This is a genomic window from Spirosoma endbachense, assembly GCF_010233585.1.
Classification (GTDB): Bacteria; Bacteroidota; Bacteroidia; order Cytophagales; family Spirosomataceae; genus Spirosoma; species Spirosoma endbachense.
Genome location: NZ_CP045997.1, coordinates 7,760,130 through 7,784,843, shown reverse-complemented (window position 1 = coordinate 7,784,843; position 24,714 = coordinate 7,760,130). Strand labels below are relative to the sequence as shown.

The 24,714-nt window shown below is 45.2% G+C and carries 17 protein-coding genes and 1 tRNA gene; 6 read left to right on the top strand and 12 right to left on the bottom strand.

Going from position 1 to position 24,714, the window contains the following annotated elements:
• Positions 1–5: 5 nt before the first annotated feature.
• From GJR95_RS31800 to rpoN, 5 genes are all read right to left on the bottom strand, one after another.
• Positions 6–2,876, bottom strand: a complete 2,871-nt coding sequence (locus GJR95_RS31800) for an HD domain-containing protein (RefSeq protein ID WP_162389699.1) — start codon at positions 2,874–2,876, stop codon at positions 6–8.
• Between the two features lie 363 nt (positions 2,877–3,239).
• Positions 3,240–3,313, bottom strand: a tRNA-Arg gene (locus GJR95_RS31795).
• Between the two features lie 65 nt (positions 3,314–3,378).
• On the bottom strand, positions 3,379–4,176 hold the full coding sequence (locus GJR95_RS31790; protein WP_162389698.1) for an enoyl-CoA hydratase/isomerase family protein: 798 nt from the start codon (positions 4,174–4,176) through the stop codon (positions 3,379–3,381).
• Between the two features lie 115 nt (positions 4,177–4,291).
• Positions 4,292–4,879 carry a phosphatase PAP2 family protein gene (locus GJR95_RS31785; RefSeq protein ID WP_162389697.1) on the bottom strand — a complete coding sequence of 196 codons (588 nt, stop codon included), beginning with the start codon at positions 4,877–4,879 and terminating at the stop codon, positions 4,292–4,294.
• A gap of 166 nt (positions 4,880–5,045) precedes the next feature.
• Entirely contained in the window at positions 5,046–6,497 is a 1,452-nt protein-coding gene (rpoN, locus tag GJR95_RS31780) for an RNA polymerase factor sigma-54 (protein WP_162389696.1), read from the bottom strand.
• 148 nt (positions 6,498–6,645) lie between these two features.
• On the opposite strand from rpoN, the gene GJR95_RS31775 reads away from it, so the two are divergent.
• The 3 genes from GJR95_RS31775 (at position 6,646) to GJR95_RS31765 (ending at position 10,301) form a co-directional block, all read left to right on the top strand.
• Complete coding sequence (locus GJR95_RS31775) at positions 6,646–8,142, top strand: nicotinate phosphoribosyltransferase (RefSeq protein ID WP_162389695.1); 1,497 nt, start codon at positions 6,646–6,648, stop codon at positions 8,140–8,142.
• 167 nt (positions 8,143–8,309) lie between these two features.
• The gene (locus GJR95_RS31770; RefSeq protein ID WP_162389694.1) at positions 8,310–9,047 is read left to right on the top strand and encodes an HAD family hydrolase; all 738 of its coding nucleotides are present in this window, start codon (positions 8,310–8,312) and stop codon (positions 9,045–9,047) included.
• A 102-nt stretch (positions 9,048–9,149) separates the two neighbouring features.
• On the top strand, positions 9,150–10,301 hold the full coding sequence (locus GJR95_RS31765) for a TIGR03364 family FAD-dependent oxidoreductase (RefSeq protein WP_162389693.1): 1,152 nt from the start codon (positions 9,150–9,152) through the stop codon (positions 10,299–10,301).
• An 85-nt stretch (positions 10,302–10,386) separates the two neighbouring features.
• Here the strand turns inward: GJR95_RS31765 and GJR95_RS31760 are convergent, their stop codons facing one another.
• On the bottom strand, positions 10,387–12,042 hold the full coding sequence (locus GJR95_RS31760) for a beta-N-acetylhexosaminidase (RefSeq protein WP_162389692.1): 1,656 nt from the start codon (positions 12,040–12,042) through the stop codon (positions 10,387–10,389).
• Positions 12,043–12,481: 439 nt separating this feature from the next.
• Complete coding sequence (locus tag GJR95_RS31755; protein WP_198424759.1) at positions 12,482–13,351, bottom strand: FkbM family methyltransferase; 870 nt, start codon at positions 13,349–13,351, stop codon at positions 12,482–12,484.
• Between the two features lie 978 nt (positions 13,352–14,329).
• Between GJR95_RS31755 and GJR95_RS31750 the strand changes: the two genes are divergently transcribed.
• On the top strand, positions 14,330–14,602 hold the full coding sequence (locus tag GJR95_RS31750; protein WP_162389690.1) for a hypothetical protein: 273 nt from the start codon (positions 14,330–14,332) through the stop codon (positions 14,600–14,602).
• Positions 14,603–14,909: 307 nt separating this feature from the next.
• On the opposite strand, the gene GJR95_RS31745 is transcribed toward GJR95_RS31750, so the two are convergent.
• Positions 14,910–16,319: a DUF4403 family protein gene (locus GJR95_RS31745; RefSeq protein WP_162389689.1), complete on the bottom strand. Its 1,410-nt coding sequence runs from the start codon at positions 16,317–16,319 to the stop codon at positions 14,910–14,912.
• A 138-nt stretch (positions 16,320–16,457) separates the two neighbouring features.
• Between GJR95_RS31745 and GJR95_RS31740 the strand changes: the two genes are divergently transcribed.
• Positions 16,458–17,825: a TrpB-like pyridoxal phosphate-dependent enzyme gene (locus tag GJR95_RS31740; protein WP_162389688.1), complete on the top strand. Its 1,368-nt coding sequence runs from the start codon at positions 16,458–16,460 to the stop codon at positions 17,823–17,825.
• Positions 17,826–17,881: 56 nt separating this feature from the next.
• On the opposite strand, the gene GJR95_RS31735 is transcribed toward GJR95_RS31740, so the two are convergent.
• Complete coding sequence (locus tag GJR95_RS31735) at positions 17,882–18,925, bottom strand: Smr/MutS family protein (protein ID WP_162389687.1); 1,044 nt, start codon at positions 18,923–18,925, stop codon at positions 17,882–17,884.
• Between the two features lie 266 nt (positions 18,926–19,191).
• Between GJR95_RS31735 and GJR95_RS31730 the strand changes: the two genes are divergently transcribed.
• Positions 19,192–21,666: a helix-turn-helix domain-containing protein gene (locus GJR95_RS31730; RefSeq protein ID WP_162389686.1), complete on the top strand. Its 2,475-nt coding sequence runs from the start codon at positions 19,192–19,194 to the stop codon at positions 21,664–21,666.
• A gap of 127 nt (positions 21,667–21,793) precedes the next feature.
• Here the strand turns inward: GJR95_RS31730 and GJR95_RS31725 are convergent, their stop codons facing one another.
• The 3 genes from GJR95_RS31725 to GJR95_RS31715 form a co-directional block, all read right to left on the bottom strand.
• Positions 21,794–22,294: a DUF6169 family protein gene (locus GJR95_RS31725; RefSeq protein WP_162389685.1), complete on the bottom strand. Its 501-nt coding sequence runs from the start codon at positions 22,292–22,294 to the stop codon at positions 21,794–21,796.
• Positions 22,272–22,439: a hypothetical protein gene (locus tag GJR95_RS31720; RefSeq protein ID WP_162389684.1), complete on the bottom strand. Its 168-nt coding sequence runs from the start codon at positions 22,437–22,439 to the stop codon at positions 22,272–22,274. Before GJR95_RS31720 ends, GJR95_RS31725 begins: the two co-directional genes overlap by 23 nt.
• A 115-nt stretch (positions 22,440–22,554) precedes the next feature.
• Positions 22,555–24,678: a vWA domain-containing protein gene (locus GJR95_RS31715; protein ID WP_232540918.1), complete on the bottom strand. Its 2,124-nt coding sequence runs from the start codon at positions 24,676–24,678 to the stop codon at positions 22,555–22,557.
• Positions 24,679–24,714: the final 36 nt, after the last annotated feature.

Below are 24,714 nucleotides of genomic sequence, written 5' to 3'. Positions count from 1 at the left end.
GGTATCTACTGAATATACTTTCTCATATAGGGTTCAAGTTCAAGAAACGCATCTGGAAACAAGGCCTGTCTATCAGACATCTCATAAGGTATAACAACATCGTCTCTCAAATATTTTTTTAGAAGTATATCAAATAATAATGCGTTTTTACTGCCTATATCATCAACTCTGTACCATGGCATTGACTTTCCTTCGAACACTATTATAGAATGTATTCTATCATTATTAGTCACTTCATTCATATCAATGACTAAGTTTTGATTATAATCATAATCAATCGCTACCCACTTACCCTTTTCCCACGCTTCTTTATGAGCTGAGTGAAGTTTATATCTCAATATATTTTTCTGTGGCAGGAAAATAGAGCTGAACAATTCTTTTTTAAGAAAAATCCTACCTCCTACTGTTCCATAATAATAATAAGGATCAATCACTTCTTTAAAAGAACTTATTGAAGAAAAAGCATTTATTTGATAAAAATACATTACATTTTCTAATTCAGGAATCGAATATTGTGCATGATACTTATTATCTTTTGTTTCTATATTAAGCTTAATAAAATTATACTTCCCCATAATTTTCTTTCTTATATACGGATAGTTTATAGTAAACCCATCCTTAGAAAAATATAAAGCAAATCCAGATTTCACACCTGGATGTGTAAATCGATTATGGTCTATCCTAATAGATCCGTCTTTAACATCACACTTTGTTTTGTAACATAATAATTTAGCCAATAAATCTTTATATATATCAAGATATAGTTCATTAATAAAAGGCAAATCTCCATCAAAATTATTTCTACTTAAAGTTATTGGCAACTTATTATCACGGTCAAATATACTTACACGCGGAGAAATTTGAATTAATTCCTTAAGGCGTGTTTTCGGCAAATTAAAAATATTTGCAAAGGGTATCAATATACCGTTACAAAGTACATAATTGGATCTTTCTTTATAATTATCAATTCGTGATACATTGTCACCTATTACAGATTCAACTGGATAATGCCAATGAACAACTCCAAACTTTTCTATATCCAATTTATGCCAATTATCTGACAACTGTTCATCTCTGCTAGGATTATCGTATTTAGAATAGTAGTCTTTTTGATGTTGAATTAAATTAGAAATGAAATGAATTTTAGGGGTCTTTAGACGATACCATGCATCCCAAGTAACGTTATTTCTAAGCAATTGCAATGCAACCTCCATTGTAGTTTTGATAGAAATTTTTGTTCCAATTTCAGCTTTTACGTCTCGATTAATTTCTATTTGCTCTGTATCTATCAACGTTTTGAATGTATAACCAGTTTTTTCATTCATACTTCTGGTTGTTACTTCTATTTCGTTCCCAATAAGAAATGCTGCAAGTACTCCTACTCCGAATCTACCTGTCCTTTCGATGAGAGCTTTTCCAGAATCATCCGTAAAACGTTGTTTCCAATCTAAACTTTTCCTAAAAGAAGACCCGGCTTTTAGAAAATAATTTTTTATTTCGAATAGATTCATTCCTTTACCATTATCTAAAATAGTAAAAAAATAATCTTCATTCTTTTTATATATATTTATTTCAATATTTTGGGTATATATACTATCATTTAAAGCTTCTTCATACTCTCTTTCTTTACAAGCATCAACAGAGTTTTGTGTTAATTCTCTAACGCCATACGATGGATTTTCACCATACAATGGAGCTATTAGAAGTTTGATCAGCTCTGAATCAGCTTCGAAATTTACTTTTTCAGGAACGTAATTAACGTTTTTCAGAAAAGTGCTTTCTTTATTAAGATTTGATATTATTCTCCTATATTTAATTTTAAGCTGTTTATCTAAAGGTTCTTTACCGTAAATTTCTCCCAAGACAGCCCATGAAAGGTCTAATTCATGCTGTATGTCTTTAAGTAAAGAGTTTACTTTTAAAAAAAGTAAACTCGTATATGGCTTTGCAAGTACAAAAAGGCTTTCAGGGTCATCATGCCATTCCGAAGTTGATTCAATTGAAAGGTGTTTATCATGTTCAAGTATAGACAATGGGCTTGAAAAAGTTTTTAATTTTAATAAATTAGAATTTACCCTACTTGCATCTATCTGAAAGTAATCAGCAATCCTCAAAACGACCATCAAAAATATTACGTTTACGTCTAATGGTTTTTTCCATGAAATGTCTCCTATTTCTCTCAGATACACGAATGTATCTCGTAAATTCATTCCATGACTACGGGCAACAATCCCTATAATTTTTGCTATTACTGGATTAATACCTTCTGCGAATGGGACAAAATTATTATCAGCACCTACGATACCTCCTTTTAGAGAGATCTCATGAGATAGTCTTGCATGATGCCTCCTAATAAATTCCCCAATAAGCTTTCTATCATCTCCGTCTAAAGAGTTCTTTCTGGCTAGGTTTGGAATCTTAAACTCCCATGATTCATCCCCAAATATCATTAACCTTTGTTTTGTACTAAATTTTTTTGCCTCGGATAAATATTCCTCCCATAATTCACTCCATGTTTTAGAATCAATACTATTTACCATAACATCATCATATGCATGATTTTCAATTATAGACTTAAAAGTCTCAAACCCCGTATGCATCCCAATATCATGTAGAAGTACAGATAAAATTAGAGCTGATACATCATTGGGAGTAATAATATTAAAAGTGTTATCTACAATTATATTTTCAGCGGCAGATAAAACATTTTCTATATGCTCTATACCATGATCAGTATAATCTTCAAAAAAATACAGCTTATTATCTCTAAATATAGGCGCAAAATCTGTGGCGGTTTTTTTAACAATCGCTTCAATGTCAGGACTTTGATTTAAAATCATTTCTAACTTTTTAGGAATCGTAATGCGTTTATTCATTATATTTATAGTAGTTATATGAATTATATTTTAGAGAAATTCGAGGTATTATCTACCAAATAACTCTAAGGAGGCTTTTCCAGACCAATTCATGATTTTTTGGTAGTCAATTAAGTCACCTTAAAAGCAAAAATCCCTCAAAATTGACTATTTTGAGGGATTTTTCAATATTTAGTGCACTCGTAAAAACTATTATTCTTTCTTCGAATACACTGTTACCACAAAAACCCCGAAATTGAGTCAATTTCGGAGCTTTTCGGATTTTGTGGAGACGGAGATATTTAAACTCTCGTCACATTTTGGTACCATCAAAAACAAAAATCCCTCACAATAGGCTATTATGAGGGATTTTTGAACTTTTTGTGCACTCGTAGGGATTCGAACCCCAAACCTCCTGATCCGTAGTCAGGTGCTCTATCCAATTGAGCTACGAATGCATCGCTATGTGCAGTTCCCGTTGATTGGGAGTGCAAAAGTAGGCAGGAAAATAGGCTTTGTCAAGCTATCTGCCCGAAAAATTTGCTTTCCGCTTCATTAGAAAGGCTCCTATCCCTTCCATCGAATCGGCAGAATGGCCCAGTTCATTTTGATTGTCAGCCTCTTGCTCCAATTGGTGATCAAGGTCTGAATAGAGCGATTGATTCAAAACTTTTTTCATTGCGCCGATAGCACGAGTCGGTGCAGTAGCATAATAAGCAACTACATCATCTACCGTTTGATCTAAATCGGTGGCGGGTACGGAACGACTTACCAGCCCAATTTGCGCGGCTTCAGGCCCGTATACCCGTCGGCCAGTGCTACTCAATTCGAATGCTCGTTGCGGTCCAATAAGCCGGGGTAGGAAAAAAGTGGAGCCAGCATCAGGCATCAAACCGATATTGACGAATATCTGACTAAAATAAGCCTCTTCGACACAAATGACAAGGTCGCAGGCCAATGCCAGCGAACAGCCTGCCCCCGCAGCAATGCCGTTAACACGACCAATAATCGGCTTTGCCAGATTTCGCATAGACTTGATCATCGGATGATAGCCATTACGCAACGATTCGCCCAGATTTAACTGACCACCCGAAGCAGCTGCATTAGCAAAACCTGCTTTCAGATCGGCACCCGAGCAGAACGCTTTATCGCCCGCGCCAGTCAGCACAACCACTCGAACAGTATCGTCATTTCCAGCCGCTTCTACAGCAACCGTAATCTCGTGAATCAGGTTAGGACTAAGCGCATTATATACCTGTGGTCGGTTGAGCGTAATGCGGCAGATACCATCAGTACTATCATAAAGAAGATTTTCAAACATGGGTAAGGCTATTTTAGCTGAATTGGTATGCAAGCATACAGCTTTTAGCAGATTCCACAAAACGAACGATGCCACAACATTCCGTTATGGCATCGTTCGTTTTATACTATAGCCTTTAAATCAACCAGTATACTGTCATCATGCTTATATTGAGACCCAGGACCAATCCAGCTCCGATCTGGGTGGGCGTATGTGCATTGAGTTGGAGTCGTGCACTGGCAACCATACCTGCTACTATAATCAGGGCAGCTAAAACCAGTATTAAGTCGGTTTCGCCGAATTTAGTAATGATGCCCGCCACAATACCAACTACTCCGCCGATCCCTACGCTATGCGCACTGATCTGCCAGTAGATGCTAATGAGTCCAACCAGCAAAATAGAGAGCGTTATTGAGCCAAGCAGGATAGCAATTCCAGGCGCTATGCTCGACAGAAGCTGCATTCTAAAGGCAAACAAAAAGGTCAGACCCGTATAGACGATGGCCGTTAAAAAATAAGGCAATCGACGGTCATCAAGGGATTCCAGTTGTAACGACCTGACGTAGCCGCTCCGAAACAGATAGTAGATCAGCAACGAAGGAACGCCAAAAGTGCCTATAAAAATCAGGATCAGCAGGCTAATGCGTAGTGTCCCCGAAAAAGCGTCGACTCCCAAAATAGAAGGAGCCAGATACAGTAAAATGCCGAACAGGAGCGTCGGCATTAACAACGGGTGAAAGACGATAGATAGAAAACGGGCCAGACTCGTATTCAATGATGAATTATCGATTATAAATGCGCTTCGAAACAGTCAATAACCACAAAGTTAACGAATGCTATCGTTCATCTTTCATCATTGTATCGTCAGCCCGGCTATAATTCATCAGGAGTTATAACTGTTTTCTGAGACGCGCCACCGGAATATTAAGCTGTTCACGGTATTTGGCCACCGTACGGCGAGCAATGTTATAACCCCGGTCGTTAAGAATCTTTTCGAGCTTATCATCCGAAAGCGGGTTAAGCTTCGGTTCGTTGTCGATCAGATCTTTTAAGATATTTTTCACCTCCCGGCTGCTAACGTCTTCGCCTGAATCAGTGGCAATACCCTCTGAAAAGAAATATTTGAGTGGATAAATCCCGAATTCTGTCTGCACCGATTTACTATTGGCCACCCGCGACACCGTCGACACATCCATATCGATCAACGTGGCAATGTCTTTCAATATCATCGGCCGAAGCTTCGATTCGTCGCCCGACAGAAAGAAATCATACTGAAAACGCACAATCGCGTTCATCGTCTTGAGCAATGTTTGCTGCCGTTGTTTAATGGCATCGATAAACCATTTGGCTGCGTCGAGCTTTTGCTTAACGAACGAGACGGTTTCTTTGAGCGATTTGTTCTGCTTACTGCTCTTATCATATGTATCGAGCATGTCGGCAAATGAGCGACTGATGCGTAATTCGGGTGCGTTCTTGGAATTAAGCGTCAGGTCGAGCTTGCCGTTACTATTGGTTAGAATAAAATCGGGGATCAGGTACTGAACAGAACCCGATTCTCCCTCAACCGAACCAGGTTTAGGATTCAGCTTGATGATAATGTCGATTACCCGTTTCAGGGATTCATCACTGATATTGAGCCGACGCTGGATTTTATCGAAATGTTTTTTAGAGAACTCCTCGAAGAAATCTTCAATAATACGCATCGCCAGGATTATATAGGGGTCTGATGCGTCTTTGCGCTGAAGCTGCAACAACAGGCATTCCTGTAACGAACGGGCTCCAATACCAGGCGGATCGAAGGTCTGGATTTTCTGAAGCACTTCCTCCAACTCCTCGGTATCAGTGAACACATTCTGCGAGAAAGCGAGGTCATTGACGATTGCCTGCATGGATCGACGTATGTACCCGTCAGCCTCAATACTGCCGATGAGCTGAAGGCCAACAACGCGCTGGTTTTCAGTCAGCTGGAGATATCCAAATTGCTGCATTAGTGCATCAAGCAGACTCGAACTGGTAGCGAGTGGCATATCCCGATCTTCTTCGCCATAATTGCCATCGCCCTGCATTTTATACCCCGTATAATCTTCATTCTGGAGGTACGTGTCAATATCCAGGTCATCGTTACGATCCTTATAATCGTCGTCAAATTCGTCAGCAAAGGAATCCTCCTCCTTCTGATCATACTCTTCCTCCATTCCCTCCTCGAGCGCCGGATTGATCTCTAACTCCTCCTCAATGCGCGTGTCGAGCTCGGCCGTGGGGATTTGCAACAGTTTGATAAACTGTATCTGTTGAGGAGACAGTTTCTGTTGAAGCGACTGGGAGAGGCTTAACTTCTGCATGGGTGGTAACTGTAAGCGGTAGAATTAATGAGTCATACGGAGCAATTCTTGGCAAAGTGCCCTGCACAAATATCAGACCAATTTACTCTTTTTTTGTTTGTCGCGAATAAAAATTTTGCATGAAGTTGTAGAATAGTACCTTCGCGTTATGACCAATAAACTCTACGATACCTCTTTAAGCTTACTTACAGACTTATATCAGGTGACCATGGCCTATGGCTACTGGAAATCCGGAACTGCTGAAAAAGAAGCTGTTTTCAACCTATATTTCCGGAAACACCCCTTTGGAGGAGGGTTCACCGTTGCCTGTGGACTGACGAATGTGATCGGCTATATAGAACACTTTAGCCTGTCAAAAAAAGATCTGCGGTATCTCCAAACGCTGACCGGCAACGACGGTCAGCCGCTATTTGAAGAAGCTTTTCTGGACTATCTGGCCAATCTGAAACTCACCTGCGATATCGAAGCGATTCCGGAAGGAACGGTCGTTTTTCCGAACGAACCACTGGTGCGGGTGCGTGGGCCAATCCTACAGTGCCAGCTGCTCGAAACACCACTTCTGAATCTGATCAATTTCGAATCGCTCATTGCCACAAAAGCTGCCAGATTACGATTGGTTGCCGAAAATGACACGTTGCTCGAGTTTGGCTTACGTCGGGCGCAGGGCGTTGATGGGGGTATGACAGCTTCCCGCGCGGCCTATATTGGCGGTTGCGATGCTACCTCGAATGTGCTGGCAGGTAAGCTCTACGGCATTCCGGTGCGGGGTACGCATGCCCATAGCTGGGTCATGTCGTTCGAGAATGAAGCAGAAGCCTTCCAAACCTATGCCGATGTTTTGCCAAACAATGTGACGCTTCTGGTTGATACCTACGACACCATACAGGGCGTTCATAATGCCATTGAAGTCGGGCGAAAATTGGAACAGAAGGGGCATAAACTGGCCGGAATCCGGCTCGACTCGGGCGATTTGGCCTATTTGAGCATAGCAGCCCGCAAACTGCTGGACGAAGCAGGCTTCACAGATACAGCGATTGTTGCCAGCAATGACCTGGACGAAACGATCATCACCAGTTTAAAACAACAAGGCGCAAAAATCGACGTCTGGGGCGTTGGTACTAAGCTCGTTACGGCTTTTGATCAGCCTGCACTGGGTGGAGTTTATAAATTAGCCGCCTTGCGGCATACCTCATCGGAAAATGCGGAACCTGATGGATGGGACTACAAAATGAAACTGTCTGAGCAGGCGATCAAAATTTCGACACCGGGTATTCAGCAGGTACGTCGGTTTCGGAACGAGCAGGGTTTTATCGCCGACATGATCTTTGACGAAAGTAATGCGGAGCCAAATCCTGCAGGCGTTACGATGACAATGATCGATCCACTTGATTTTACGAAACGACGAAAGTTCGACGCTACGCAGGCGTTCGACGATTTATTAGTGCCGGTTTTTAGAGACGGAACCTGTGTCTATGAAAGTCCTGATATTCATGCAATTCGGGCTCGGGTACAAACCCAGCTTACCAATCTGCATTCGGGTGTAAAGCGATTTGTGAATCCACATACGTACCCGGTTGGTCTGGAAAGAAACCTGCACGAACTGAAAACAGCGTTGGTCATGAAATTGCGGGAGAGAAATGACTAGTTTAAACCTATAAGGTTTTTGAAACCTTATAGGTTTGGAATCAATCGATCATGGTTGGTTAACAATTAGTGCTTTTGCAGGCTAATTTTTCTCGATTTCTTAATACGATCGGATTTGTATGTATTAAAAGATTGCGTTGCTTTACCTCCTCTTTCTCTGAAAAAAAGATGCAACCTATTGAATTAGTAGTATTCGACATGGCTGGCACAACCGTAACCGATCACCACGAGGTTGAGCGGTGTTTTGCACAGGCAGCCGCCGAAACGGGTCTGATCGCTTCAGCCGATCGAATTCTGGCCATGCAGGGACTGTCTAAACGGTATGTATTCAATTCGCTTTGGAAAGAACAACTTGGCGAAATGCACCACGATATTGCCAAGCACGTTGATGTATCTTATGCTGCGTTTCAGGGTATTCTGGAGAACCATTATCGTGTAAATGGCGCTACACCAACAGAAGGCTGTCTGGAAACGTTCGCTAATCTGCGCGAACGGGGTATTGCCATTGCCCTCACAACAGGGTTTTATCGGGTGGTTACGGATATCATTCTGGAAAAACTCGGCTGGCTCGATGGACTCGACAACCAGCATATAGGCACCCCATCCAGTATGATCCAGCTGTCGATTGCCAGCGATGAAGTCGAACGCGGACGCCCTTATCCATTGATGATCGAGCGGGCAATTCAGTGGCTGGATATCAGCAGCCCGAAAGCCGTTGTCAACATCGGTGACACCCCTTCCGATCTGTTGTCGGGGCGGGCAGCTGGCGTCGCGTTGAACCTGGGCGTTACCAATGGAACTCATTCACAAGACCAACTCGAAGCCTATCCGCATGATCTGCTGATCGGATCGCTTCGCGAATTACCTGCTTTGCTGGATTCTCGTACAATATCGGTTAATGCATAACAGTGAACCGATGCGGGGGCATAAGGATAGTGAACCAGAGCGAGTTCCCCTACCCTGCTTCCCGGTAAACCATTGTCGTCTCTTTCCATCTCTCTTTATCGTATGGCTACTTACGATCTGATTGTCATCGGCGCGGGTGCGCTGGGAACCTTCCATGCTTACCATGCGGCAAAAGCTGGTCAGCGCGTACTCTTACTCGAAAAAGATCAGTATCCAATCGGGGCTACGGTCCGCAATTTTGGGCAGGTAGTACCGTCGGGTTTAGCTGGCCGCTGGTTCGATTACGGCCGCCGAAGCCTGGAAATTTACCGTGATATCCAAAATCAGACCGACCTGACCGTACGGGCAAACGGTTCGGTTTACATTGCCTCTGATACCGACGAATGGAAACTGGCCAACGAACTCCACGACCGATACAATCACCTCGGCTACGCCAGTGAATTGCTCTCGAAAGCGCAGTGTCTGACTAAATACCCGACGCTACAAGCTGATTATGTTGTTGGAGGATTGTATTTCCCGGACGAACTGAGCGTAGAACCCGAACAGATGGTCCATCGACTGATTGCGTTTATCCAGAAGAAATATGCCGTGGATTACCGGCCTGGTTCGGCGGTGATCGATTGCCAGTCTAACTACAGTGGCGCTATCGTATCGCTCACCAATCGACAACGGTTTCAGGCAGGGCGCGTTATTATTTGCAGTGGTCACGAAGTTCGGTTGCTGTTTCCGGAAGTGCTGGCAGATGCCGATCTGGTCGTGAGTAAATTACAAATGCTTCTGGTAAAACCTGTCTCGGGCATTACATTACCCGGAAACATCCTGACGGGTTTGTCTATTCGTCGTTATGAGTCTTTCCAGGCTTGTCCTTCATTTTCAACTATTCCTAAACCCGAACACCTCGCCGAACTACAACGATGGGGCATCCACATTCTGTTCAAGCAGGCGATTGACGGTTCCTTCATTGTCGGTGACTCGCACGAATACGCCGATGCGACCAAAGCCGAAGACCTGGGCTATCATACCCAGGACTACATCAACGATCTGATGCTAGCCGAAGCAAGACGTATTGTAACCTTTCCGCTGGCTGTTGAAAAAACGTGGGCTGGCTTTTATAGTCAGACAAAAGCCGAGATTTTCGAACATGACGTTGATGAAAACATCCGGATCGTGACGGGCATTGGCGGTAAAGGCATGAGTTCCGGAGCTGGTTATGCCGAAGCCAGCATTCGGCAATGGCTGGGTGTAACAGCCTAAGCTATATGATTGACCGGGCGGATTACGCTCAGCCAGTCAATCATATAGCTTACCGTAAACATCATCTAGCTAAAGAATTTTAACCTTACTTTCCGGCAACTGCTTTTGGCCACTGATACTCAAATGTATTGTTGATCGGTGCCCCAAAATAATTGACCTTCAGAAAATCCAGCCGTTTTTTGTGAACTTCCAATCGCTGTTTGAAGTCATCAAAATTCTTGCCGTCGCTGGGAGTCCAGGCAGTTTCGGCAATGGCAATAAGGCGCGGAAACGTCATGTATTCAACGTATTGCGTCGTGGGCATGTACTCTGTCCAGATGTTAGCCTGCACGCCAAGAACGTGCTTCGATTGATCAGCCGTTAGACTATCGGTTACTGATGGATTAAAACTATACACTTTGTCGAGGGGCAGAAATCCGCCAATGGCAATGGGTTGCGTTTTGGCATCAGCCTGGTAGTAATCGAGGTAGCAGTATGTATTTGGGGTCATTATAACGTCGTGGTTTTGCCGGGCAGCTGCAATGCCCCCATTCACACCACGCCAGCTCATCACCGTAGCATTCGGTGACAGACCGCCTTCCAGAATCTCATCCCAACCTACCATCCGACGACCTTTCGCCGTAATGAATTTGTCGATGCGCCGAATAAAATAACTCTGCAATTCGTGCTCATCTTTCAGGCCTTCTTTCTTCATCAGGTCCTGGCAAAAGCGGCTTTGTTTCCATTGCGTTTTCGGGCATTCGTCTCCGCCAATATGAATATACTGACTAGGAAACAGGTCCATAACCTCAGTCAGTACATCCTGTAAAAACGTAAAGGTTTCTTCACGGGGGAACAGCACCTCGTCGTGAACGCCCCATTTGCTACTCACCTGCAGAATTTTATCAGGGTTACTACCAAACTCAGGATAAGCTGCAAGTACGGCAACCGAGTGGCCGGGCATTTCGATTTCGGGAACTACTGTCACATAGCGTGACTGCGCGTATTTAACCACTTCGCGCACCTCATCCTGGGTATAAAATCCACCATAGGGCTTGCCATCGTAGGTATTGTCGCTATACCGGCCTATCATTGATTTTGGACGTATCGAGCCAATCTGCGTAAGCTTAGGGTACTTTTTGATCTCAATCCGCCAACCCTGATCTTCCGTCAGATGCCAATGAAAGGTATTCATTTTGTGCAGCGCCAGCAGGTCAATGTATTTTTTGATAAACGGAACCGGCATAAAATTACGGCCGGCATCCAGCATCGATCCACGATAACTATACCGGGGCCGATCGTCAATAACACAGGCTGGCACAGACCACGTTACGCCCTCAACTTTTGTGGGGCTAAAAACAGCGGATGGCATCAACTGCAAAAGTGACTGAACCCCGTAAAAAAAGCCCTGGGGCTGTTCGGCCGCGATACTAATACTCTTGGGCGAAACCGTCAATCTATAACCTTCTGCGCCTAATGAACCCTCTTTTTCAAGCACGAATGAAATCCCTTTCGACGCTTTACCAGTCGTTATGGTCGGCGTGTTGCCGCTGGATTTAGCAATCTGATCGGCAAGGAGCTGGGCAATCTGACGAACGTTGTCGTTACCAGCCGGTACAGCAATGGCTAGCCTGGCGGGTATCGTAAACGCACCACTTTTTTCTTCAAGCCGGGTCGGCTTTGGTAGAATGGCGTACTTAGTCTGAGCAAAAAGTTGCGCAGAAAGCACCATAACAAGCAAACAGGTAAGCAGCGTCTTCATTCAAGTAGAGTTTAGTCTATATAGCTCCTTTTAGATAAGGAGATTTGAACCACTAAATTACGATGAAGCACCTTGCCTTAAACGCATGAACCTGCCAGGCTCAGCCAGAAACTGTTACCGTTACTATCTGTTGATTACCCGCACCGACCTTTCACGCCCCCGCCCATATGCATGATAAAGATCTAATTATTAGCACCTTAAATAACTGGATGTACTTGTTTAGGAAATTATTGATTACTGTATTACGCCTGGAGTTAGGCTGTGCAATCGTTTGCTTTATTTGCAGAAAAAAACGCGGCTGGATGTCAAAATTATCCAGCCGCGTTTCGTCAATATTATTTCAGGAGTTTCGTTTGGAGCCGTGCCACGGTTTGTTGTACATTAATTGTAACCGTGGCACGGCTCCAAACGAAACTCCTGGAAAGGCAACGTTAAGAACCTATGTTATAGGGAAAGCTTTCTTTTTTACGTTTAGCGTATCAAAAACGTCTTTCCGAATAAATGTGCGTTTCAACGATTCGGTAGAGTGTACCAGTACATAGCCTGCTTTTTTCAGTTGGCTACAGGATTTTTTTATGCGAAAATGATAGGCTTTATCGGTGGCATTATGTACCTCGTCAAACTCCACCAGGATTGCCTTGATATCTAATTTATCCTGAACAATTGTATCAATTACGGTATACTCGGCTCCTTCAATTTCCAGCTTCACTACATCTACGGCCGTATGGCCGAGCATGGCCATCAAGTTACTTAGGCGATCTACCGGTGCTTCGATAAACTCATTCGAATCCTTGAATAAGAAAACTGAATGTGACACATAATTTTCCTTTTGGGGAGCAAAGAAACGGAGCGTCGTTTTTTGATCCCATACGCCAATCGGTACATAGGTAATGGCGTTTACCTGGTCGGCCGTTAAACGATAGGTAAAAGGTGCTTTATTGTGAGGTGGCTTATTATGAATAGTTAGTGACTGGTCGTTTTGAGTATAGTCTTTTACTTTTTGAAAATGATTGATCCCCTCGGGTGTTGGATCAAAAATAAAGACCTGTGCGTCAAAAATAGCCTTGAGTTCAGTATCAAATGAAATGTCCTCGCCAGCTCCTACACAGTAGCAAATTGATTCACTTGTCAGAAAGTGTTCAGGCAAATGGTACCCATGAAATCTGGAGCCAATATGCACCAGGCCAGGCACCGGCTTTACACCTTGCTGGGGGTGTATTCCCATCACTTTCTTGGTAATGTCCAGAATGTTTTCCATGAATGGTTGATTGGTAAATGCTTCTTTTGGGTGGGTTTTTCTTAAAGTCATAGCTGCTGGTATGTCCATTATCAGACATCCACCTTTGACGTTCGGTTCGTTAGATAGTCATTGATAAGCCGCCCTGAACTGTTGTGATTTAGCTTCCATCGTTCATCGACACCAATGTACCTATATTTACAATTTTGGTGACAATATTTTCCAAAAGCTGTGTTCGTCTTACGACTGACAGTGGGTCTGTTTAGTTGATTTGCCTGTTAAGTATGACGATTTGGAAGGATTGGGACGGCCTTAATCGAGGCCGTGCAGATTGAATACTTCTTAGGAGCCCCGGCAGGGCTGAAATGGAAAGAGAAATTTTCAGCAATTGAGTCATGAATTTAATAACTAGTAACAGGACAAAATTAGTAAGTGTTGAAAAAGGGCCGGACGATAAAGAAGTCGTATGTTCTCTATAGTATTGAGAACACATACTAAGAAAGCAAATTTACGGGCTAATTCCGTTTGAATAATTACAGGATTTGGCTCAGTTTTTATAAAATTCCCTGAATTTCAATGAGATCAAACAAACAGGAGACAATTTTCAGCCTATACAACGCCAATTGGCGAATAATCAGCGAGCCCAGGCCATTCCTTTTAATCGTAATTAGCGCTAAAAGAACGGCATCAGGTATTTTAGTACAACTTGTTAGATCGGAAAATCCGATCTAACAAGTTACCGAAGTTCTATTTTTATCACTAATATTGTACATCTATCAAGTGCTACCAGCAATGGGAGCCTTGAAATGGTGTGGATAGAATTGGAAAGGCCCGGCCAGTTGAGTCGGGTCATTTCTTATCAACGCTTCCTGTCCTGAGGCTTTCTATTCACTACATAGTGTACGATCAATAAGTAGAGAAAATTTATCTGCGTTTATCCCAAAACAATCTGCTTATTTTGTTCTTCGCCAGGTTGTGGCGAAGACATATGTCTTTGCTCATTAGCGTTGGCTTTTCAAATCTCCAGCTTATCATAACCACTCCCCAAAGATGAAGACAAGATATTTTGATCTTATATATTGTCTGGAAGGTGTTCGGGCTGGGGTACGCTTCAATACAGAGCAAGACATTCAGGACTATATGTATAATCAGGTTAAACCCGGTGAGGATTCACGGTTTGAACTGAGGTCAGATCTTACGTATGCTCGCGTTTATCATAATATCAGGCCGGGTTATAAAGAAGAAGCAACCCTTCTGTTTGTCGTCAGTAATGGACAGATCATCCAACAATTGAGTCCTGACCAGGCTGAACGGCTTCAGTAATCATAATTCATCTTGGTAACAGCGTTTTAACTCATCCCCCGGTTTGGTTTACCTCCTGCCGTATAGGCGACTAGTCTGGTCATGAGAAAGCCTGACGATAATGGCCAGGCTTTCTCACAATCTACTATTACATTGCGTCATACTTTTGACGCGTAAAGGAAGTCTGGTCACAGCATTTTAAAGGAGCAATTCGTGTAGTATGTCAGAATATTAAACAATACAAAGAACCTACCGCCGGTATTCATTCCTGCCGAATTATGCATTCAGGGCGGCAATAACTGACAGAACAGTTTGTTCCAATAACAACTTACTGTAACCCATCCACTTTCACATCGATCCGGCCACGGGCGTTCACAACAGCCAGTAAAGAGGTGGGAGTCAAATAAACCTGATCAGGTTTTATTTCATCGATCCGGCCATTCACCACAACGCCTTTTGCCAGTTGGTTATTCTTGAGCTTATCCTGAAGTAGTTTCTGCATCTCGGCAATCTGCGAACCTACCGGAATTGTAAGCTGCTTTTCCAGCGTTCGGGCAAACGTGCCTTTCAGGAGCCAGCTGGCTGATTGCTGAAGTATATTTTTCGTATCCAGATCGTAGGCAAGATCTTTTAGAGAAATAGTCTGGCTCCTGGCATCATAATAGGGTCGGCCACGGAGGTAAATGTCCCCATTGATTGTTCCTTTCAGTCCTGCTTTAATAATAAGATTCTCATTCTGCCCATACATTTCCATACTGGTTATGGTGATGGTATACCGATTTTCACTGAACGAAAAACTCTTCCCGACAAACTCGTCCGCTACGATTCTGGCAGCTTCCTGATAGCTGGCTTCGCTGAGCAGACCAATTTGAAAATCATCCTTGACCTGCGACACAACCGTTAGGTCGGGAAGCGACACTGCCGGACGAATGTCTGGGCGAGCACCCGTCGTTGTCAGCGTAAACCCTTCTATGCCAATAGTAGCCCGAATGGTACGGCCTTCGAAACGGAGAGGAGTAATCAGCACCCGCTTCGGAACAACCTGTAAGTAGGTGCGGTATTTTTCGGAGATCAGGTAGGGCTCACGCAATGTATTCCAGGCTTTCAGAACGGGCGTTCGGAGATCAACATTACGGCGAATCTGCTGATCCAATGTCTTGGTGATCGTTCCCAGATTTTTGTCGATCAGTCGCCCAACGATGTTTGTTATCGGAATATTGACACCAACAACGCTTACCGTTGGCCGACGCACCCAACCATAACCGTCGGCCTGCGTTTGGGTATGTACCGTCCAATCATGGTCAAGGTCGAACTTCGTCTTAAACCGAAGGTCAATCTCAAATTCTGTTTCTTTATACTGCGTAAAACCCAGTACAGATACACCGGCTTTTGCCCAGATTCGTAAGGGAACTGTGAAATGAAAAAGGCTATCCTGCGCGTTAACGATAATGGTGCCGCGCTTCCAGACCTTCGTCATAAAATTATCGTTATTGTTGTCTTCCAGGCTATTGTCTTCATAGATCACGCCATTGACCTGAGCATTTATTTGCCGCTCAATGTCTCCCAGCGCAATGGAGACAGGAACATGCACGGTAGACAGAAAGCGATCGTTACGGACTTCCATTTCGGTGGTGTTATAGGCTTCTTTGGGCGCTTGTGGATTCAGACGTTTTTGGGATGGCTGACAACTCAGCATCAACCAGCCAAACGCCAGATAAACCACGAGAATACGACTCATAGCAGGTAGTTGATTTCGGGGCTAAGTTACATCAATTGGTCGCTTTTCGCTGTTTACGCTGAGTAGATTAATGGCAAATCGTGGGTTTTAGAAAGATGTTTTCCTAAAACCTGGCCAACGCTGGCCCTCCTGTTAATCATGACACAAATCAAGAAAATCAATTTACCCGAAACCGACATTCCGGAGAACTGGTACAACATTGTGGCCGATATGCCCAACAAACCACTCCCACCGCTGCATCCGGGCACTCACGAGCCTATTGGCCCTGAAATGCTCGCTCCGTTGTTTCCAATGGAATTAATTAAGCAGGAAGTATCGACAGATAGGTGGGTAGGGATACCGGAAGAAGTTCGAGAGATTTACAAAATATGGCGACCAACGCCGTTGTTCCGTGCCACTGGACTCGAAAAATTGCTCGATACTCCCGCCAAAATCTATTACAAATACGAAGGTGTTAGCCCGGCCGGATCGCATAAGCCGAATACGGCAGTTCCTCAGGCTTTTTACAACAAACAGGCTGGTGTTCAGCGCATCACGACCGAAACGGGCGCGGGTCAATGGGGCAGTGCGCTGAGTTTTGCCTGTCAGTTGTTCGGTATCGAATGCGAAGTATATATGGTTCGGGCCAGTTATGAAGGGAAGCCTTACCGAAAAATCATGATGAATACATGGGGAGCCAAGGTGTATCCGTCTCCCTCGGAGCGTACAGCATCGGGTCGGCAGATTCTGGCGAGGGACCCGCAATCGCCCGGTAGCCTGGGAATCGCCATTTCTGAAGCGGTCGAGCTGGCCATGCTGGACGAACATACCAAATATGCCCTCGGTTCGGTACTGAACCATGTACTCATGCATCAAACGGTTATTGGTCTGGAGGCTATCAAGCAACTGGAAATCGCCGGTGACTTCCCCGATATTGTTGTCGCTCCGTTTGGGGGCGGCTCCAATTTTGCCGGTATTGCTTTCCCGTTTCTGCGCTATAACCTGACTGCCGGTAAACAGATTCGCTGTATTGCTGCCGAACCAGCTTCCTGTCCCAAACTAACGCGCGGTGTGTTCCGCTATGATCTGGGCGATACAATCGGTATGACGCCCCTGCTACCCATGTATACGCTGGGGCACAACTTCATTCCGGCACCTATTCATGCAGGCGGGTTGCGTTACCACGGCGCGGGCGCCATTGTAAGCCAGTTACTGAAAGACGGGCTCATTGAAGCACAGGCATTCAAGCAGTTAGAATGTTTCGACGCTGGCATTCAGTTTGCCCGAACAGAAGGTATTATTCCGGCTCCCGAAGCAACTCATGCCATTGCCACGGTCATTCGGGAAGCCAAACAGGCTAAAGTGGAAGGAAAGGCTAAAACAATTCTGTTCAACCTATGCGGTCATGGTCACTTCGACATGAGCGCTTACGAACAATACCTGAGCGGCAAACTGGTTGAACACGAGGTCACTTCGGAGGAAATTCAGGCATCGCTGGCTGAACTGGACACACCGCTCATTGCCTAGTTTAGTATAGCCAACAGCAGGCCGGATAACCAGACGCCTGCTGTTGGCTACTCCAACTATTTAATTGTCACTTTGGTAGCCCCATACCCAAACTTCTGTTTCTGGGCATCTTCAAAGAATTTCACGTTGGGGTGTTTGCCCAATCGTTTATGGAGTTCTGTCCGCAGGGCTCCACTCCCAACACCGTGAATAAACGTGATGTCGTGCATACCGCTGGCAATGGCATTTTCAAGCGATTTATCAAACGTATCGAGTTGAAGTGTCAATAGATCAGCGGGTGTACGCTTACCAGTACCGTTGGGTAACAACGCTTCTGTATGCAGGTCGACAACCGACGATGGGCGCTCAATCGATAGTCCGGCCGATTCGGATTTGGACTTAAGCATTTCCGCTTTTAAATCTTCGGGCCGAATCGTGGTTGGGCGGGAATGCGTACCTGCCGTACGGTTACTCGACGGGGCAGCTGACGACGGCTCGGTTGGCGTTGCGGCTTCAACATCCAGTTGCGTCTGAAAGCCGGATTGATTCAGTACGGGAACCGTGGTTTTATTTTTGAAGAATGTAGCTGCCCGTGCCTTAAATCGCTTCACCAGTGGCGCTCGCAGCGATGCCTTTCCAGCCCGAAACCAAAGTCCCTGAACGACAAAAGTCGGCCATTCTTCGAATTTGGCGTGTGCGTAAAGGTCATTCATTTTTTGCTGTGCCTTGGGTTTCAATACGCCACTTTGGAGGCCACGATACTGTACTCCTCCCCCACTGGCCGCCGATTCCTCGCCTAATGTATAGGGAAACTCCCAATCCGTGTTGTTGATCAGGTGAAGCGTGTATTCACGGTCATTGACGGGTATGAATGCCAGATAAATGCCCTGATTAGACAGAATGGCGGGAGCCGATGGAGCCACCGTTTTCTGCGGTTCGTAAATACTGGTCTTTAAAAGTCGGTCGGCCTCCAGGGGCGAAACCAGAACCAGTTCCGATCGCATAACGGGAATCCGAAAACCATCTTCAATCTCAATTTCAATCATGTTGCCGGGCAGAAACCGCGACACGACACCCTGTTCTTTTGCCCGAAGTAGTCGGACTTTATCGCCAATATTCATAATTACTTAGTCAATTTCCAGAATATTTGCTTTGAGCCGTGCCACGGTTACCTGGGCAGAGCACATGAACCGTGGCACGGCTCAAAACAAATGTTCTATTTTTTCAAATGTACAACGTTGATCTTTTGTTTAAACACAGTCGTCACGAGATCACACAGAAAATAATCAGGTGCTGCGCTCAGTTCGCCAGATAGCGTCTCTCTAATGAAACAAATTTCTATGTCCACTATGTTCGTTAATTTTGCCCGGTTTATACCCACCGCTTTATGCCAGCTACCGTAAACGAAAAACTTGACCTTGCCACTAATTTCGTCCTGCATACGAATCGAAATATTTTTCTGACCGGCAAAGCCGGAACGGGCAAGACAACGTTTTTACACCAGATTAAACAGTCGAACGCAAAACGGCTGGCCGTTGTGGCTCCTACGGGCGTAGCCGCAATCAATGCCGGGGGCGTTACCATTCATTCACTATTTCAGCTTCCATTCGGTCCGCTTATACCGGGATCTACCCAGAGGGACAATCGAAAATTTAATCGCGAGAAAATCAACCTGCTCCGTACGCTCGATCTGCTCGTTATCGACGAAATCAGTATGGTTCGGGCCGATGTGCTCGACGGGATCGACGAAGTGCTCCGGCGGTATCGCTATAATTCGGAACCATTCGGGGGGGTGCAGTTACTGCTCATTGGCGATATGCAGCAGTTACCACCCGTTATCCGCGACGACGACTGGGCGCTTCTGAGACCACATTACGAAACAGGCTATTTTTTCGGCAGCAAAGCCCTTCAAAAAACACCCTATGTTTCCATTGAACTGACGCATATTTACCGCCAGGCCGACCAGCGTTTTATCGATATTCTGAACAGCATTCGGGAGAAAACCGTAACACAGAGGCAATTAGACGAACTCAATCAGCAGTACATTCCTAATTTTCAGCCCAGCGACGACGAAGGCTACATCACGCTATCGACACACAACACAACCGCGCAGCAGATCAATAGCCAAAAATTAGCGGCTTTAAAAACCAAACTCCATTCATTTACAGCCTCCGTTGAAGGTGATTTTCCATCCCACGCTTATCCAACTGAAGCCGAACTCGATCTGAAGGTAGGCGCTCAGGTGATGTTTATTAAAAACGACATCTCCCGCGACAAGCTGTATTATAACGGCAAAATCGGTCAGGTGACGGATATGGACGAAGGCGTTATTTATGTACGAAGCCAGCAGGACGGTGAAGAAATTGCCGTTTATCCTGCCGAATGGACCAATGTTCGCTATAGCCTCGATCCGGAAACGAAGGAAATAAAAGCGGAACCTATCGGAAAGTTTATCCAATTTCCGCTGAAACTTGCCTGGGCCATTACGATTCACAAAAGCCAGGGGCTAACGTTCGAGAAGGCGATTATTGATGCTTCGGGGGCCTTTGCACACGGTCAGGTTTATGTGGCACTGAGCCGCTGCAAAAGCCTGGACGGTCTGGTATTGCGCACTCCGATACCGTCGCACAGCATTAAAACGGAGCAAATGCTGGAAGATTTTCATGAGCAGGTTCAGCAGCAAACACCAACCGAACAACACCTTCTGGAGTCCAAACGAACGAATCAGGAACAATTGTTACGAGAGTTATTCTCCTTTGAACGGGCAAACTCACTGATTTATCGCTGTCGGCGGGTGGTTAACCAACACCTCGACAGCTTTCCGGAAGAACTACAGTCGGGGCTTGCCCAACTTGCCGACGCCTTACACGGAAAAGCACGAGACATTGCGAACCGGTTTCAGAAACAGCTCCCTGCTTATTTTTCAAATGAGGTGTTGCCCGAAGCCAACGAATCATTGCAGGACCGTGTCCGTAAAGCAAGTGCGTATTTTCAGACTGTTTTGGCCGATGAATTACTGCCGATTATCTATCGGTGCCCGACCGACTGCGACAATAAACAAGTTCGCGAAAGTATGCTGGAAATTCTGGATGAACTGGAAAAAGAGTTATTCAGCAAGCTCCGCAGTTTCGAGAGTAATCGCGATAAGTTTGATGCACTGGTCTACCTACAGGCACGCAATCGGGCCGAACTCGATTTTATGCCCGAACGGCGAAAAATTGAACCCCAACCGACAGAGACAGCCTCTGATAGCCCGGCCCGGGGAGGATTATATGGCGCGTTGATGAAGTGGCGTAACGATATGGCTGGCGAACACAATACATCCGGTTATATGGTGTTGCCTCAAAAAACTGTAGCAGAACTGGCTCGCCTTCGGCCCACAAGTACCGATGAACTACTGGCTATTAAAGGGTTTGGCAAAACGAAAGTGAAACAGGTTGGAGCCGATATTCTGGCTATTATCCAGACATATGCCGATCGGAGCGAAACTGCGGCAAAACTCCGGCAGGCGGCTAAAACACCGAAACTCAAAGAACCCAAAGAGCCTAAAATACCGTCGATCACCGTTACACTAACGCTATTTCAATCGGGCAAAAGCATCGCCGATATTGCAACAGAACGTAGCTTATCAGTGGGAACCGTTGAAGGTCATCTGGCCAAATGCATCAGCTCTGGCGACCTTTCTGTTGAGGATGTTCTGCCAGCTGCCCGGATCAGGGCCATCCGGTCTTACTATGAAACCAATGAACCCGAAAGCTTGAGTGAAGCTCTACAAGCCATTGGCAATGGGGTGACTTACAACGAAATTCGGTTTGTTCGAAACGCAATGCAGGTGGATCAGAGAGTGGCAGAAGACGAATAATAGGCAGACTAAACGTTTCAGTCTCTTTGGCCAACGACCATTTTATTTTGGTATTGGGCGTGTAGTTACTATTTATTGATCGACAATAATTGTCGATCCAAGCAGAATAACTGGCAAGCGAGTACGTCTATTTATCGGCTTCCGCTAAATGGTTGAAAAGATCGACAAACTGACTGAAGTACGGGTGTTTCTTGCATAGAATACCAGAGAGAAGGGTAAACTGGTCGCCATCAGGAAGGCGAGCGTCCATTTTAATGAAATCGGCGGTATTATTTTTGTAATACCAGCTGGCAAATTTTCGGAATCGTGCTTCCTGTCGCCCGTCGGAGCTATCGCAGATATAAACGATAATATGCTCTTTCGGGCGAAAAAAATTGTAGAAAATAGCCTGGATGGTCAGTTCAGTAAGTGGGTCAGCAGGTATTTGATTGCCGGTTGGATTGTCTGCCACAGCAATTATCATCTCAAAGGCATTGACTGTTTGTTCTACGTAATCGACGAACAAATAAGCTGACGGTACAAATTTAATCTCATAGCCAATATCGGTATTCGTTGTAAAGGCATACCTATTGTAATCCCCTCCAATCCAAACAAATTTGTAGCTACTACTTGGCCCGTCTTTCGGCATTTTCCTGCCTTAATTGTTGAAATATAGCCCGGTACTCCGGATCATTCAGGTATCGTTCCTTTGCTTCTCGCTGCGCCTGTTCTTTCACTTCCACGAGTTTGCGGATTTTTTCGCGGGCAGTCATTGGCTTCGATGGCGTTTCCATTGTCATTGCAGGTTTAAAGACGAATAAAAAGAGCCTAAGTCTCCACGGTCAAGCAGAAAACATTGATTTTCAACAAAAAAGTTTTGCAATACCAGTTTTGTACCTTTGACTGGTATCAATAACCCCCATAAAATTTCCTCAATCCCCACTCAATCGCAGCAAGCGTTAGAACGACGAAGAAAAGCCACCGCCAGTTGATGATTTCATTCATCTCTTCGGTACTGGTTAATCGGGCTGGACGCGAACGCGAAGTCAGATTACGAACGAGGTCGTCTACGGCAGCCGGACCGTAAAACTTCCCGCCTGTTTGCTGCGCCAACTGACGAAGCATGCCGTGATCGGCTGTTGTGTTAAGCGCTTCAAGTTGAAGGTCGCGCACAACAAACTGGCCTGACGACTGTTCAGACCGATTATTGATGGTTACACTGCCCTTAAAACGATAGGCGCCTTCGGGTAGCCGACTGATCTCGAATCGGCTATTGGCTGCTGTTGGTGTATAATTGTAGGACCGGGTCAGGTTTTTTTCGTCAGTTATTTCTAGCCGGACCGGGCTGTCGAATAACCGTTCGTAGATGTCGTTGTAGAGTTCAGTCTCAAAGATGACTTTTTCGCCCGCAATAAATTCATTCCGGATTGGATAAACGCGGAGCTTACGCCGGTCTTCCTTAACCGAAATCAATTGGATTACTTTCTGAACCAGCTCGTCAACAACTTCCTGTTTGTCGGTCAGTGCATACTCTTCCAGTCGCCACGACCACAATCCTTCGCCCGCCAAAACCGCCGTTTTACGGGGTGCCGTAACGTTCAGTGCTAATAACGGCTTTGTCGTACGAACGCTCCCGACCTGTTGCCACAAAACAACCTCGCTACCGGGTTGTAGCCGAAACTCACCGTAGGGAACAGACATGGGCGGAAGCTTGCTCAAAAGCTCAAGCTTGGCCGGATCCAGGTTTAACTGTTTAAAATCATTGTTAAAAACACCTGTCACCTTGTCACTCTGATTCGGCTGAGCCACAACCTGCATAACAGGATTTGAGGTATTAAATGGCCCCAGTGATGACTGGTTTCCTAAAATGAACAGGACTGGTGTATTTTTAGCCAGGTATTTTTGAACCAATGCATTGCCCACGCCCCCATTGTCGGGAATTTGATGCAGAATAATCAGATCGTAGGTTTTATCGGCTGGAGGAGTAGCCTCATTGGCCGTTCCGGTTAAAATACGGACGTCCAGTTCATAGTTCTGATTACGTTCCAGAATATTGCGTAACGCCTTCACATCAGGATGAGGGGCCAAAGCCAATAGCAATACTTTTTCTTTTCCGTCAATAACGTCCAGGTAAACGTCCTGCCGGTTATTTCGAGTACTGAATTCGCCCGGCTGTGGCAATACCTCAACCACATAATGCTGTACTCCTTTTTGGGTGGCCGTGGCCTGAAATGTCAGTTGGTTAAACGTATCGTTCTTACCGAAATTGATGGATTGGCGTCCCAGCTCGCGGCCATTTTGCCGCAATACAACTGTTGCACTTCGCCCCTGAAACCCATTACTAACAATTTCGGCCTGGACCGGAAACTGATTGCCCAGATAGGCAATCCGGTTCGCAACAATACCTTTAAGCTGGATGTCTTTCTTGGCGATTGTATCCCCTAAACCGACCGTCTGAACGGCGAACGGATAATCCCCAAAGGTTGGCGATACGCCCTGATTAAAAATACCATCCGACACCAGAACGACATCGGTCAGATTACGTCCTTCGTAATCTGACCGAATGCCCGATAACAGGCCCGACAGATTGGATGTACGCTGGGTAAACGGAATTTGGGTAAGATCAACGTCGGTGATGGTATCGCCAAATGTACGCACAGCTACATCCAGGCCTTTATCGGTGAGTTGTTGCCTCAGAGTTTGCAGACTTGTCAGCGCCCGGTTCAAAGCGGGCCGTCCTGATGCGACAATCGACTCGGAGTTATCCACCGCCAGCACAACTTTAGGCTTCTCGGTGATTGTTTTCAAACTTCGGATAAGGGGATTCAGCAGCAGAAAGCATAGAAAACTTACAACCACAAACCGCAACGCAGCCAGGCCATATGTTGTCCGCTTATCGAAACCACCAAGGGCTGCTCCACTCCCGGCAAGGCGCGGAAGCGGTTGATACATAGCAAACGCGTAGACCGCTCCTACGAGCAGGCACACTAAAATCCACCAGGGCGAAGTTTGAAAAATAACGTCAGAGCGCACGTTGTAAAAGTTTACAGTCTACAGCTTACAGTTTAC